At 56.1% G+C, this 14,107-nt stretch carries 14 protein-coding genes; 8 read left to right on the top strand and 6 right to left on the bottom strand.

Going from position 1 to position 14,107, the window contains the following annotated elements:
* Nucleotides 1–50 precede the first annotated feature (50 nt).
* Both sppA and DMG62_17200 read left to right on the top strand, forming a co-directional pair.
* Entirely contained in the window at nucleotides 51–962 is a 912-nt protein-coding gene (gene sppA / locus DMG62_17205) for a signal peptide peptidase SppA (protein PYY21664.1), read from the top strand.
* Nucleotides 963–1,044: 82 nt separating this feature from the next.
* Entirely contained in the window at nucleotides 1,045–1,380 is a 336-nt protein-coding gene (locus DMG62_17200) for an integration host factor subunit beta (GenBank protein ID PYY21663.1), read from the top strand.
* A 6-nt stretch (nucleotides 1,381–1,386) separates the two neighbouring features.
* On the opposite strand, the gene pgeF is transcribed toward DMG62_17200, so the two are convergent.
* Nucleotides 1,387–2,292: a peptidoglycan editing factor PgeF gene (gene pgeF / locus DMG62_17195; GenBank protein PYY21714.1), complete on the bottom strand. Its 906-nt coding sequence runs from the start codon at nucleotides 2,290–2,292 to the stop codon at nucleotides 1,387–1,389.
* A gap of 72 nt (nucleotides 2,293–2,364) precedes the next feature.
* Between pgeF and DMG62_17190 the strand changes: the two genes are divergently transcribed.
* The 3 genes from DMG62_17190 to DMG62_17180 are packed head-to-tail and all read left to right on the top strand — an operon-like array spanning nucleotide 2,365 to nucleotide 5,016.
* Nucleotides 2,365–2,745 carry a hypothetical protein gene (locus tag DMG62_17190; protein PYY21662.1) on the top strand — a complete coding sequence of 127 codons (381 nt, stop codon included), beginning with the start codon at nucleotides 2,365–2,367 and terminating at the stop codon, nucleotides 2,743–2,745.
* Between the two features lie 20 nt (nucleotides 2,746–2,765).
* Nucleotides 2,766–3,701: a methionyl-tRNA formyltransferase gene (locus tag DMG62_17185; protein PYY21661.1), complete on the top strand. Its 936-nt coding sequence runs from the start codon at nucleotides 2,766–2,768 to the stop codon at nucleotides 3,699–3,701.
* Nucleotides 3,702–3,705: 4 nt separating this feature from the next.
* A complete protein-coding gene (locus tag DMG62_17180) occupies nucleotides 3,706–5,016 on the top strand; it encodes a hypothetical protein (protein PYY21660.1) in 1,311 nt (436 codons plus the stop codon).
* A 30-nt stretch (nucleotides 5,017–5,046) separates the two neighbouring features.
* On the opposite strand, the gene DMG62_17175 is transcribed toward DMG62_17180, so the two are convergent.
* From DMG62_17175 to DMG62_17165, 3 genes are all read right to left on the bottom strand, one after another.
* Entirely contained in the window at nucleotides 5,047–5,910 is an 864-nt protein-coding gene (locus DMG62_17175) for a hypothetical protein (GenBank protein ID PYY21659.1), read from the bottom strand.
* The gene (locus DMG62_17170; GenBank protein ID PYY21658.1) at nucleotides 5,772–8,042 is read right to left on the bottom strand and encodes a penicillin-binding protein; all 2,271 of its coding nucleotides are present in this window, start codon (nucleotides 8,040–8,042) and stop codon (nucleotides 5,772–5,774) included. Before DMG62_17170 ends, DMG62_17175 begins: the two co-directional genes overlap by 139 nt.
* A gap of 165 nt (nucleotides 8,043–8,207) precedes the next feature.
* The gene (locus tag DMG62_17165) at nucleotides 8,208–9,422 is read right to left on the bottom strand and encodes a peptidase S41 (protein ID PYY21657.1); all 1,215 of its coding nucleotides are present in this window, start codon (nucleotides 9,420–9,422) and stop codon (nucleotides 8,208–8,210) included.
* Between the two features lie 584 nt (nucleotides 9,423–10,006).
* On the opposite strand from DMG62_17165, the gene DMG62_17160 reads away from it, so the two are divergent.
* The 3 genes from DMG62_17160 (at nucleotide 10,007) to DMG62_17150 (ending at nucleotide 12,035) form a co-directional block, all read left to right on the top strand.
* Nucleotides 10,007–10,318, top strand: coding sequence for a hypothetical protein (locus DMG62_17160; GenBank protein ID PYY21656.1), 312 nt, complete (start codon nucleotides 10,007–10,009; stop codon nucleotides 10,316–10,318).
* A 195-nt stretch (nucleotides 10,319–10,513) separates the two neighbouring features.
* Nucleotides 10,514–11,734, top strand: a complete 1,221-nt coding sequence (locus tag DMG62_17155; GenBank protein ID PYY21713.1) for a hypothetical protein — start codon at nucleotides 10,514–10,516, stop codon at nucleotides 11,732–11,734.
* 58 nt (nucleotides 11,735–11,792) lie between these two features.
* A complete protein-coding gene (locus DMG62_17150; GenBank protein ID PYY21655.1) occupies nucleotides 11,793–12,035 on the top strand; it encodes a prevent-host-death protein in 243 nt (80 codons plus the stop codon).
* Nucleotides 12,036–12,093: 58 nt separating this feature from the next.
* On the opposite strand, the gene DMG62_17145 is transcribed toward DMG62_17150, so the two are convergent.
* Nucleotides 12,094–13,608: a glycosyl hydrolase family 39 gene (locus DMG62_17145; protein PYY21654.1), complete on the bottom strand. Its 1,515-nt coding sequence runs from the start codon at nucleotides 13,606–13,608 to the stop codon at nucleotides 12,094–12,096.
* A gap of 53 nt (nucleotides 13,609–13,661) precedes the next feature.
* On the bottom strand, nucleotides 13,662–14,107 hold a 446-nt coding region (locus tag DMG62_17140), incomplete at its 5' end, for a hypothetical protein (GenBank protein PYY21653.1).

The following is a 14,107-nucleotide window of genomic DNA, read 5'->3' as shown; positions in this document are numbered from 1 at the left end:
TGCGTCTCTACCATGAAGCCAAGGAATAGCTGAGTGCTACACTTTCCCATATGCCCGACGAGAATCGTCCGCGCACGCTCCTGTGGATTGTGATTGGAGGCGGAGCCTTCTTCGTCTTTACCCTGCTCATTTTTTCCCTGCTTTATTTCAGTGTTCGCGGCAACGACTCCGGATTTGATATGGGTGGCGAGAAGATTGCCATACTGGACGTCCAGGGCGTGATTCTGCAGGCCAAGCCTTTCGTCGATGACCTCAAGAAGTATGCTGACGATTCATCTATCAAGGCGATCATCCTGCGTATCGATTCCCCCGGCGGTGGCGCCGCGGCTTCGCAGGAAATGTACGAAGCGGTAAAGCGTATCCGCGATCAAAAGAAAAAGACGATCGTCGCCTCGATTCAGACGGTCGGCGCCAGCGGGGCATATTACATCGCCTCCGGGGCGAGCAAGATCTACGCGAATCGTGCCAGCATTGTGGGCAGCATCGGGGTGATCGCCGAGTGGGTAAACTACGGCGATCTTCTGCGTTGGGCCAAGCTCAAAGAAGTGATCTTCACCGCCGGCGAACTGAAAGCCGCAGGCGATCCGGCCCGAGATATGACGCTGGCCGAACAAGCATACCTGCAGAGCCTGGTAAACGAAATGTACGGACAGTTTGTTCGGGACGTAGCAGATGGCCGAAAGCTTAAGGTTGATGATGTAAAGGGAATGGCCAGCGGCCGCGTATGGACCGGCGAGCAGGCCATTGGTCTGAAGTTGATCGACCAGCTTGGCGGCTTCCAGAACGCCGTTGATGACACGGCCAAGGCGGTCGGCATTCGCGGTGAACCTTCCCTCGTACATCCTGAAGAGAAGAAGCGAACCTTAGCCGACCTTCTTTTCGGCGACATTACTCAGTTTTTTCCGGCACAGGCACGAATGCTGCAAACTAACAACCCAGGATTCTTTTATCTCTGGCGCTAATTGGCAGGGCTTGGAAATTCACATTCCATAGTCACGGTTAGCACTTGACGGATTGCCGCATCTCGGGTGGAATGTACAACTTATGACGAAAGCCGATCTGATCGAAGAAGTTGCCCGAATTACCGACGTGACCCGCCGGGATAGCGAAGTGATCGTGGAAACCATCTTCGACAGCATCGTCCATTCGCTGAGGGCAGGCGACAAAATCGAGATTCGCGGCTTTGGCAGCTTCCGGACCCGCCAGCGCAATTCCCGTGTTGGACGAAATCCCAAAACCGGCGACCGGGTTGAAGTTCCCGCCAAAAAGATCCCGTTCTTCAAGCCCAGCAAAGAGTTAAAAGATCTGGTCAACAGCACGCAGACGAACGGCGCCGGCGCCGTTTCGCATACGCCGACCACGGAACCCACTCACAGCTAAGCTCTTTCAGGCAATCAGTCCAACGACGCCCATCATCCGTCCCGTATACCCCGCCTCACGGCGGTGCGAAAACAGTAGATCAGTACGACAGGATGTGCATTCCTCGGCTGCCCAAATGTTGTCTTTAGGCACTCCCGCATGGAGGAGTTGCCGGCGATTTGCTTCCATTAAATCGAGATGCCTCTGCGGACCAATGTTGCTGTGTCCGGGCGCGCGCGCCGTCAGGAAAAGCAGCGGATACTTCTCTTTGATCGGATCACGATCGTAAACCTCTGAAAACAATTCATCGGCGTATAGGAACTGCGAATGGAATTCGTCAATGACCTCCTCGCCAACGGCATAACAGCACGAGTGGATGCAAGGACCAATGGCCGCTTGCAGGCTCGACGGCTCACATCCTAAGATCGCGCGCATACTGCCCACTCCGCGCTCGACGATGCGCTTCGCCGTCCCGCGCCATCCGGCATGGAATGCTCCGATAGCGCCACGCTTCGGATCGACGACGAGTACAGGCACACAGTCGGCGACCAGAATTCCTAGCAGCACATTCTTCTGAGTGGTGATAACGCCATCACCCTTCAGCGCATGCCCGGACACAGGATCTTTAGTCTTCAGAATTCGAACTACACCGGAGTGAATCTGCCGCAGAGTCACGAGAAAGGGCGGCTGCAGTTTTCCAGTGAGATCACGAAGAAAAGCGCGGCGATTGCGTTCCACAGCTTTCCGCTCGTCTGGGGAAGCAAATCCCAGATTGAGCTGTCTGCCACCATAGGCCTCTGAAACGCCCCCGATGCGAGTGCTAAATCCGTGAGTCACATTCGGGAATTTCGCGAGATTCGTTGCTCGTATGATCTGGATTTCCGAGTCGGAACGCGGTGGGAGTGTTTTTCCGGTGGTTACACTGGGAGGCACAGGCAATTGTAAATGGCACCGCCGCTCGATCGAGATCGCCGCAAGACCGCGTGATATTCTTTTTCTTCTGCCATGTACGACGATTTCACTGCTGTCGATCGCTGGTCGGGAGAGCCGCTTCACTGCACCTATCAGGCCGTAATTGTCGCTATCGCCACTCGCCACGCCGACGCAATCGACATCAAATTCCTGTGCGGCGGCCGTCCCGTGTGGATCGCCCTGCCGCACCTCGCCTGGGTCAAATACAAAGAACAGACCGGCAAAGCCATCACCGATCCGCTGGCCATTCAGATCGCCGGACGTTACGTGAAATCCGCAATCGAGAGCGGCTATGACAATGGCCGCGAAATGTACACGCTCTCGGTGGACGAGACGCTCGAGCATCTGCATGCCGTGATGAATGAATTCAAGAGCGCCAGTGCCATTCCCATGATGCCGCGCGTGGAGGCGTAAAGACTGGTAGCTTAAGAACAATGAAGCTCGTCTTCTGCGGCACGCCGCAGTTCGCGGTTCCCACGCTCGAAGCTCTGCTCGCTGATAGCCATGAGATTGTATTAGTAGTTACGCAACCAGACCGCCCGCAAGGTCGCGGACTCGAACTCGCTACTTCGCCAGTCAAGCACACCGCACAGCGCCACAATCTGCCAATCGAGCAGCCGGAGAAAATCAAGAACAACGCGGAGTTTCGCGCACTGCTGGAAAAGATTCATCCGGAGGCAATCATCGTCGTCGGATATGGACGCATTGTTCCGCCGTGGATGCTGGCTCTCCCAAAACATGGCAACATCAACCTTCATGGATCGCTGCTGCCGAAGTATCGCGGCGCCGCGCCCATTCAGTGGGCGATCGCGGAAGGCGAAAAGGTAAGCGGCGTCACCAGCATGCTCCTCAATGAAGGACTCGATACCGGCGACATCCTCCTTCATCGCGAACTCGCAATCGCTCCGGATGACACGGCCATCACTTATAGTCAACGGCTCTCAGCAGTCGGAGCGGAGCTGATGGTCGAGACGCTGCGAAAATTGCAGGTGGGAAGCATCAAACCGCAGCCCCAGGATCACAGCCGCTCATCCCTCGCTCCCATTTTGAAAAAAGAAGATGCGCAGGCGGATTTCAGCTCTTCGGCACAGCGCATTTACAACCGGCTGCGAGGATTCCAGCCTTGGCCCGGCTGCTATACGACGCTGAAAGGCAAGAAGCTGGGAATCACGTCCGCGAAACATCATTCCTATTCTGGAACTCAAGCTCCGGGCGAGCTGCTCGTGGATCGCGAGCAACTCTTCGTCATTTGTGGCGACCACAGCGCGCTACAGCTGCTCGAAGTACAGCCCGAAGGCAAGCGCAGGATGTCTGCCGCCGACTTCATCCGCGGTTATCGTCCGCAAATGGGCGAAAAGCTGGGGGCGTGAGTCAATGCCATCTCCAGCGCGCATCTCCCCGGCGCGCAGTGCGGCCTATGAAGTGCTTCTGCGCGTTGCAACCCATGATTCCTACGCAGTAGAGCTATTGCACTCCAATCTTCTTGCTCCATTGAGTCCCAGCAATCGTGGCCTGACAACCGAACTGGTAATGGGCGTCTTGCGCTGGCAACAAAGGCTCGATCAGTTGGTTGAGAGCGCGACCGGCAAGTCTATCGAAAAGTTTGATATTGAAGTAAAGCTCGCTCTCCGCATCGGCGCTTACCAACTCCTCTATCTTGACCGGATTCCCGCGCGCGCCGCGGTGCATGAGAGTGTGGAACTGGTGAAGCTGCACGGCAAGCGCTCCGCAGCACCCTTGATCAATGCCGTGTTGCGCAAACTCTCCAGAGAGACTGCTTCCGCTTCCCAACGTTTTGACGGCGATCTCGCCCGAACCTATTCGCATCCTGCGTGGCTGATCGAGCGTTGGACAAAACACTACGGCGCAGAAGCCACTCGCGCTATCTGCGAGCATAACCAGCAACGTCCTCAAACCACGATTCGCACAAGTTCGCCCGAAGTTCTGGAAGAACTCGCGAACGAAGGCATCACGCTCAAACCAGCATCGCTGGTTGCGAATGCCAGGCATGTGATCGCCGGCGACATCACCCAGACGCATGTTTATCAGCAGCGTCGCCTAGCTGTGCAGGATGAGGCGTCTCAGCTCGTCGCACTGCTTGCGCAAGGCAAGACGATCCTTGATTGTTGTGCGGCGCCTGGTGGCAAGAGTGCGATAGCCGCCGAGCAGAATCCCTCGGCCCTGGTGGTTTCGATGGACTTGCATCTTCACCGCGTGCGGCTCATGCGCACGCTGACAGGATTGGAGAACGTGCTAACAGCCGACGCCCGTCACCTTCCGTTCAACCGGCAGTTCGACTGCATCATCGCCGATCTGCCCTGTACCGGCACAGGCACGCTGGCCCGTAATCCGGAAATCAAGTGGCGCCTCCAACCACACGATCTTCCGCGATTAGCTCAGTTGCAGTTCGAAATCCTGAGTTCGGTCGCAAAGCAGGCAAAGAAGATTGTGTACTCAACCTGCTCTCTAGAATTCGAGGAAGGCGAAGACGTGATCAGCAGATTTGTTGCTGAGCATCCGAGTTTTCGGCTCATTCCGATCGAGCGGCGATTGCAGGATTTGTCCCAGGAAGGCTCGATCCAATCAGACGCGATCAAAGCCTTAGTAAAGGGTGATTTCCTGCGTACTATTCCGGGAATCCAGCCCTGCGACGGATTCTTCGCCGCAATTGTGGAGCAGGTATGAGAGGGGAACTTCGCAATCCCGAAGCAGAGTTTATTGAGCCACCGAGAGCCTAATCTGCGTCTCGAGAGTTACTCGCGAGCCTGCAGCCGGGCTCTGAGCAGCAACTGTTCCTGAAATGGGCTTTCTCGGCGTTCCTTCAGGTGCGCTGGATGCGCCGGAAGTATCCTGATTCTGATTCGCGGGCAATTGCCGGCCGACGAAGTTAGGCATCACGTACTCGGGAGGCTTTGGTGGCTGTGCCAGCAGCAGGCTGACCTTCGGAGATGTAAATTCCGTCGCGCCTGCCGGCGGCACCTGAGCAATCACTTGATCCGGAGACTGATTCGGAACAGCAATTCCAGGGATTGTCACCGCATCCAGGCCGCGCCGCCGAAGATTGATTGTCGCAGCCAGCTCCGTTTGCCCGACCAGATCGGGAATCGCCACGCGCAGTGGACCGATGCTCTCTGCCACCCGAACCCGCCCACCGCGGCGCACCCGACTGTTCGCCACTGGAATCTGCGAGATGATGCTGCCTTCGGGAACGTAGGAGCTGTAGTACTTGTCTTCAATAAACATCGTGAGGCCAACACGGTTTGCGGCTTCCTGGGCTTGCGCCAGCGACAGACCTTTTACATTCGGAACGCGCGCCTCGCGTCCATGAATGGCGAATCGCATGGCTGCAAGGGCGGAGAAGAGCGCAATCAGCAGAAGAATCAGCGAGCGCGTGACGAACCGCAAAAATCTTATGATCCGCCACTCGCTTTTAGGTGCAGTCATCGGGAGAGCACGGACGCCGCTTGCGGATGAGTGGTCTGGCTTTGAGCCTTGATGATGGCTGATGGAGGAGCGCTCTTGCCAGGAAAGATTTCGTCCGGATGCTCCACGATGGGAACCCGCATGAACTGTTCCCATATCGGGAGAGCCGCCAAAGCGCCGGCCTCTTTGTTGCCAAGCGACTTTTTCTCATCGAAGCCAATCCAAACGCCGCACGTGATTGACGGGGAAAATCCGATAAACCAGGCATCGGTGAAGTCGTTGGTTGTTCCGGTTTTGCCGCCGAGGGGGTGTTTCAGTCTGGCTCCGGCAGCTGCTGCGGTTCCGTGCAGCATCACGCCTTCGAGCAAATCCGTCATGGTGCGTGCCGTATCTACGCTGATCACATCCTTCACCTCGGGATAGTTCTCTTCGAGCGAATGTCCTTCATAATCCACAACGCGGCGAATGTAACGCGGCACCACGCGAACACCGTCGTTGGGGAAAGCGCTGAAGGCCGAAACCTGTTCCTGCAATGTGACCTCTGCGGCGCCCAGTGCTACTGGAAGATACGGTTCCATTTTGGAAGTGATTCCGAACCGCCGCACATAGGAGATCACAGTTGGCATGCCGATCTTCGCCGCCAGCTTCACGGCAGGAATGTTTCGCGACTCGGCCAGAGCATGCCGCAGCGTGACGACTCCCTCGAACTTGTTGTCGTAATTATGCGGCGACCACACGCCAGAGCTGTTCGTGAAACTCACAGGTGCATCGACGATTGTATCGTCAGGCTTCGCTCCCTGATCCACCGCAGCCGTGTAAACATACGGCTTAAACGACGATCCCACTTGTCGCAGTGCCTGTGTAGCGCGGTTGAACTTCGAAACATCGAAGTCGCGACCACCAACCATTGCCTTCACGTCACCGGTGGAGTTCTCGAGCGCCATGAGTGCGCCTTGCACCCCTGATTCCTGCTCGAGCGTGATGTGTAACGTGGGATTCGTCCCGTCTGATCGCGGCAGCGGGACATCTGTGACTCGAACGTAAACCAGATCTCCAACTTTCAATAATGCTCGAAGGTCTTTACCTTTCGTCCAGGCAACGTCGGGCGCGCTAAGTAAACCATTCACCTTGCCGAGCTTCACGGTGGCCAGGCCCGGCGTAACGATGGTCACCAGTCCGTGCACGTAGCCGCCGCTTTCGATCGGCTGGTCCCAATCCGGTTCTACATAGGTAGCGACTGTTTGCCCCACATCGGAGACATTTTGCAGATGTCCGTTCCAACCGTGACGATGCTCATAGGCGGCAAGACCGTCGAGCACCGCACGTTCCGCTGCTTTCTGGTAATCAAGGTTCAGAGAGGTATAGACCCGCAGGCCGCCTTCATGAACCTGGTCCGCGCCGTACTTCGATTCCAGATAGCGCCGAACTTCCTCGACAAAATATGGCGCCACGAAATTTGGAGCGCCCTGAAGGTGCAGACGGAGCGGAGTTGATTTCGCGAGCGCAGCCTCCTCGGCTGTGATTTTTCCATCCTCCAGCAAGGCGTTGATCACCATGTTTCGGCGATGCAGCGCGCGATCAGGGTTCCGAATCGGAGAATAGAGCGACGGACCTTTCGGCAAGCCCGCCAGGAGTGCCGCTTCCTCCAGTGTGAGATCGCGAGCATGTTTGCTGAAGTAGTACTGTGCTCCCGCCTCGAACCCATACACGCCATGTCCTAAGAAAATTTGATTGGCGTACATGGTAAAGATCTGCGGCTTGGTAAACCGTCGCTCGATCTGGATGGCGAGCATCACTTCCTGAATCTTGCGCGCGAAGTTCTTGTCTGCCGACAGGAAGAGATTGCGCGAGAGCTGCATCGTCAAAGTGGACGCCCCCTGCACACGTCCGCCGGAGCGGAAGTCGCGATAGGCTGCGCCCAGCACGCGCCATACATCGACTCCCCAGTGCCGCTCGAAATCTTTATCCTCGATCGAGATCACAGATTCGCGCAGCAGTTTGGGCAGATCGTCGTAAGTGACGATCACCCGGCGCTGCAGGGCGAACGATCCGATCTCGCGTCCCTGGTCGTCATAGAGTTCCGTAATGGCACTAGGACGATAACGCTCGAGTTGATCGATCTGCGGAAGATCCGTCGAATAGACCAGCAGCAATCCGCAAAGCACCCCGACAGCAGAGGCCATCAAGGCGAGCAGCAGGAAACCGACCTTGCCGGCGGTCTCCTTCGGCGTGACGGCTAGCTGCTCGTCCTGCTCCTGCTGCACAGGCGGATTGGTCTCAACATTCATGGAAGTCGTGAAGTCTGGGAGCTGTGCTGCCTATTATCGCGGAATGGGACTCGTTGGTGGCTGAAAATCACTAATGGAGATATTGTCTAAATACATCTTTCCTCCAAGCAAAAGCAAAGAGCGCCAGAGTTCATCTGACGCTCCTTGAATTCTCGATTGAACTGACTAGCTTCTAGCCTTCAATACCTCAACCGCGCGGCGAAGCTGATCGTCATCCTTCGGCTGCTTCGGTTTTTCCTGCGGCGCTGGAGCCGCTTCGCCATCCTCGTCGTCCGGAATAAGGTCGTCGATGTTGCTGGCAACCACAACGTTGGGCGTTACCGCGTTATCCTCAATGGCCTTCCCGCTTGGCGTGTAGTACTTCGCCACCGAGAGGATGAGAGCGGAACCATCGGGAATGTCGATCACCTTCTGTATGGAACCGCTGCCAAAGGTCTTGTCGCCGACCAGGTCGCCGCGATTATTGTCGAGGATCGCCGCAGCCACTATCTCTCCGGGTCCGGCTGTTCCGCGATTTACCAATACGACCAGTGGCAGGTTGGTGATCGCCTTTTGTGCCTCAGCAACCAGCATCTGCTTCGGATATTTCTGCCCTTGCAAGTAAGTAATCGTGCCGTGATTCAGAAACAGATTGGCCACCGCGGCTGCCTCGGCAGCGTCTCCTTCTGAGACATTGCGAAGATCGAGGATCAGCTTCTTCGCGCCTTTCTTCTGCTCTTCGCGAATTTTGCTGGCAATTTCCTGAGCCTTGCCCTTAGTCAGAGTCACCGGCTGGATGTCGGCGATTCCGTCCTCCATCATCTTGTCGGTAGTGCCAGGAATGGCGATGTTGTCCCGCGTGACCGTGATTTTCTGTGGCTCAGCCTTGCCTGGGCGCACAACCGCAAATTCAATGTTCGATCCCTGCTTACCGGCAAGCTGCTCTTCTACCGCAGCCAGCGACATCTCGTGCGTACTCTTGCCCTCGATCGCCTCGATAATGTCACCGGTCTGAACCCCCGCCTTATCGGCTGGTCCACCGGGCAATACGGAAACCACTGCCGCGTAACCAAAGCGCCGCGAGATGGTAGCTCCGATGTTCGCGTGTCCATCGTTCTGATGGCTCTTGTAGAACTTGTACTCTTCAGGATTCAAGTAGCTTGAGTTGGCATCGAGCGAATCCAGCAGACCGTGCAGTGCGCCGCTGGTAACGGCTGAGAAGTTCGGTTCTTCGACATACTCAGTCCGAATGCGCGAGAGGACTTCGCTGTAAACGCCAAGCTGGCGATAAGCTCCGTCGTTATTGCTGCTGGCCGCGTGGACACCCAGTCCGCCGAGAACAACAAAGAGAACCATTAAAAAGGAAAGAGAGAGCACACCAATCTTCAGATGCTTCGACATTAGACCTTCTGGCAAGCGCGATAACCCGCGGCTTGCAACCTGATTATAGCTTTGGATGCTCTGAAATTAGACCCAGTCACAAAGCCTTTTTTTGCTTGTTTTCTAGCACTTTCGTACAAGTCTTTAGCTTGTTCGTGCGCTTCCCCCGCTCACCGCGATTTATTCTTCTGATGAACGTAAACCCAAGCTGCTGTTATACATAGAACGATAATCATGCCGGCGGCTCAGATCACTAGTTTTTGTCCCAAGCCTCACGTCCCAGGAAAATGATGTTTTAACCCGTCAGCAAGGGTCAAACCAGGAACAGTGCGCCCGAGTTCCCTCACCCGGCGTACCGGGGCTAAACTCCCTCCACTGGAGCCTCTTACCTCTTCGTACCGGGCGGGGCGCCCAAGCGTTGCGTGGGAATAGGCGGCTTGGCGCCATGACTCGCAAGATATAGCATTCTGCGAAATTCCCCCATCACAACGTGTACAGCTCCTCACGCATGCCCACACCAGTGTTGCTCGCTGCGTTTCCCCTGAACCTTGGTGTAGCTAGCTGCGTGCAAAGATGGGAAGCAAGGGCACGCAAACGGCGTCGCAATGAAGAACCTCTCCGATTTCGCTCTCGAGCAACACAGGGTCTACGTGCTGCGCCAGTTCGAGCTCGAAGCTGGCGGCAGCATCGTATGCTCGGCCTATGCGCGATCAAATCCAGAGAAGGTCATCACCGCGCGTTTTTCTCAAGCGGTGGTGAAGTCCGGCTGGCAAGAACATGACAACACCGCCAAGCTGCCCTGGCCCTTAGAAGTCATCAGCTTTCACGCTGTTAGACTGGGAAGACGCTTCCGGTTCACCCTGAACTGCGTAGACTTCCAACGCGAATGGGAATCGGAGTGGCCTCAGCTGATCTAGAGCGATTCTCAACCTGGTAGGGACAGCATGCTGCGTCTCTGCCTGTGGCTGCGGACTCAGTGAATCGTGCCAGTCATTCAAGATTCGAGGATTAAACAGCCCCGTCATTGCGCCGTGTATGGAGAAGACGCAGCATGCTGCGTCTCTACCCGGCGCGACTTCCTTCGCAATGGTCTTTGCGGTTTGGGGTACGCGCTGGTCGCGCAAAAGCTAACTGCGGATTCCAGCCAACTCAGCCGCGCCAACGATCTCTTAGCTGAGATCGAGCGACGAGCCTGTCTTTTCCTCTACGAGCAAGCCGATCCCGCAACCGGGTTAGTCAAAGACCGCGCCGTCCACAGCGGAGCCGACACACATACCATTTCAAGCATCGCCGCGGTAGGTTTCGCGCTAAGTGGAATGTGCATTGCCCACGCGAACGGATTCCTGAAACGGGATGATGCGCAGAGCCGCGTGCTGAAGACACTGGAATTTCTGGCGAGCCGCATGCCCCACGAGCACGGCTTCTTCTATCACTTCGTGGACATGCACACCGCCGAACGCGCATTCAAATCGGAGGTCTCATCGATTGACACAGCGTTGTTGCTGCTCGGGGTCCTGCACGCCCGCGCCTATTTCGACTCCAATCCCATTCGCCAACTCGCCACCGAGATTTACGAGCGCGTCGACTGGAAGTGGATGCTGAACAGTGGCGCGAGCCTCGACCACGGATTGAAGCCCGAAACGGGATTCTTGAAGTCGCGCTGGGATTCCTACTCCGAACTGAAGGGCATGTACCTGATGGCGATCGGGTCGCCGGCGCATCCAATTCCTGCATCCTCCTGGGAAGCGTGGACCCGGCCGATCTACGAATACGGCGACCTGCGCTACATCAGCGCGCCCGCTCCGCTCTTCATTCATCAGTCTGCGCACGCCTGGATAGACTTCCGCCGCAAACGCGACGCCCACGCTGACTATTTCGAGAACTCACGCATCGCTACCCTCGCCCATAAACGCTTCTGTCTCAGCTTGCGGGACAAATATCCCTGGTACAGCGACGAACTGTGGGGGATTACGGCATCAGACTCCGAACATGGCTATGTAGTATGGGGCGGACCACCACCAATGGGCCCGATCGACGGCAGCATCGTTCCCTGCGCCGCAGGCGGGTCGCTGGTCTTCCTGCCCGACGATTGCAAGCTCGTGCTCAAGACAATCCTCGATCGCTACCCTAAAGCATGGACGCGCTATGGGTTCGTAGACGCCTTCAATCCCAAAACAGGATGGTACGATCCGGAGATTCTCGGCATCGATCAGGGAATCATGTTGCTGATGGCTGAGAATCTTCGCAATGAAGGCGTGTGGAGGGTATTCATGCGCAATGAGGAGATTGTTAGGGCGATGAAAGCGGTAGGATTTAAAGAGGCTTCTCTTTAGAAAAAGCTTTTCTCTGGAAGTGTGGCACAGCCGCCCTCGGCTGTGCTCTTAGTAAGGTATGGCTATAACGACAACATACACGAAGCTACGGACACATCTCGCATCCTTTCTTGACTTGGTGGGCAGCGGCCAGAGGATCGTGATCGTGAAGCATCGAGGCACGAAAGACGTGGCTCTGTTACCTGCAAAGGACCTCTCAGGCCTTCTTGAAACCTTGCACCTGCTTCGCTCAGACAAGAATGCACGACGATTACTGACCGCGCTTAATCGAGCAACGAGAGTAAAAAGAAAGAAGCGTTGAGGGCACAAACCCACACAGCCGAGGGCGGCTGTGCCACAGTGGTCTCAACTTCCGATGACTACTTTACCTCCACCACAATCAAACTCTGCGCCGGCAACTCTAACGTCAGTTGATTGTCCGCGATCTGCCGGCGCTCCGGCTCAGGCAGCGCTGCTGCCCGCTGCAGCGTTACGATCTGAGAACGCGTCGGATACTTGGGACTGCCCATCTGGGCGTACGCATCCAGCAAGGATCCATGCGTAGAATCCACGCGATGGATCATCGCGATGTGCTGCCCACTGAGTCCAGAGAACTGAAAGGTCACGGTCTTTGCCGCGCCTGTAGCTCCAGGCAAGACCAGATTCCACGCCGCCAGCACCGGCGATCCTGCTTTCAAAGTCGCGAGTGCCATATTGGAATCCACCGCCAGGCGTTGTTCACCAAGCCAGTGCAAGACCTTGAATGCATTAAAAGCGGGCTTCGGCAAGCCTCCGGCAGCGATGATTCCGAAACCACCGTAGAAAGGCGTCTTCACTACTCCTTGCTCCTCGAAGACATCAGAGAAGGTCCAGTACGACATGATGTCAACCAGTCCATCGCACTGGCGAATGGTATCGGCCAGCCACGGAGCCATGAATACCTGATCGGTGATCTCAGGCTCATTCTTGTAGCTGGCGTTGTATTCGCTCCAGATCAAAGGCAGGCTCGGCCGCGCCGAGGCTTTGATCTGATCGTGCACCTTCTTCACCGCACGACAAACCATCTGGTCGCGCCCAATCGTCTCGTGGGTAGCAAAAACGTCTTCCGAGCGATCGTTGGCATAAACGTGCGTAGAGAAGAAATCAGCAGGGACATTATTTTGTGCGACGTGCTGAATAAAAGGCTCAGCCCACGCCGCCTGCGCCGTTGCCGGACCGCCGATCCGCAATCGCGGATTCACCGCCTTTACCGCGCGCGCAGTGTGATCGTACAGCTCGAAGTATGTCGCCTGCTTCGGCTCTCCTGACCAGAAATCGATGTTGGGCTCGTTCCAGACTTCGAAGTACCACTGCGCTACTTCATCAAGTCCGTAGCGTTCGACCAGGTGCTGCACGAAAGCCGTTATCAGCGCGTCCCATTTCGAATAATCCTTCGGAGGCGCGGGAGAGGGCTTATACCAGAAGGCGTGCAGGACAGGATTTGCCGCCAATTTCTTCGGCATAAAGCCGAGCTCGACAAACGGCTTCACTCCATGCGCCAGCAGCCCGTCATAGATCTGATCAACATAAGAGAAGTTGTAGATCGGATTACCCTGCGCATCTTCGTCATACACGCCATTCTCATCGTGAAAAATGGCATGGAACCGGACATACTTGAGTGCCGTGATCTCGCGCGTCCAGTCCAGATCGCGACGATAGGAATCACGCAGCGTAAGATTCGCGCGTCCCGATCCGAACATCTGCTCCCAGAAATGCGGAAAGGGAGTGGTGGGAGCTGAGAGATCCACACGCACAACTTCGTTCGCGGGAGTCGAAGTCGGCGTTTGCCCGGCGACGTCAACCGCAAAGGTTAGTAATAGAAAAAAAATGAGCTTCGTAGCGACGTGCCTGTTCATGAATGGAAGTAAAGGCGGCGACTATGGGCGCCGCCTTATTCGAGTGGAACGCTTTAGAACTGGAACCGAGCCTGCAATTGAATCACACGGCCCTCATAAGCCGTTTGAGCCTTGCCGAACTGACCTGTATTCAGAATGTCCGTCGGCGCCAATGCCACTCCAAAGTTCGACAGATTCAGGATATTGAAGGCGTTGAAGAAATCTCCTCTGAATACCAATCTTGCCTGTTCTCCCAGCACCGGCATGCTGGGCAAGAGGAAGCTCTTCGCCAGCGAGAGATCGACGTCCGAATAACCTGGTCCGAGGAAAATGTTGCGGCAGCGGCATCCCGGTCCTTTTGTAGTGGTGTCGAATTCCGTTTTCGGATTCGGGAAGATCCCGTTAATGAACTGCTGCTTCGAGGGGTCCTGAATTACGCCGCCGAGGTAGGCGAAAGGATAATCCGGGCAAGTATCGTTGCCGTTGCGGTCATTGTTCGTATCGCAGCTCCCGATCGCAG

Source organism: Acidobacteriota bacterium, from assembly GCA_003225175.1.
Classification (GTDB): domain Bacteria; phylum Acidobacteriota; class Terriglobia; order Terriglobales; family Acidobacteriaceae; genus Gp1-AA112.
This window is presented reverse-complemented; position numbering and strand designations above follow the sequence as displayed.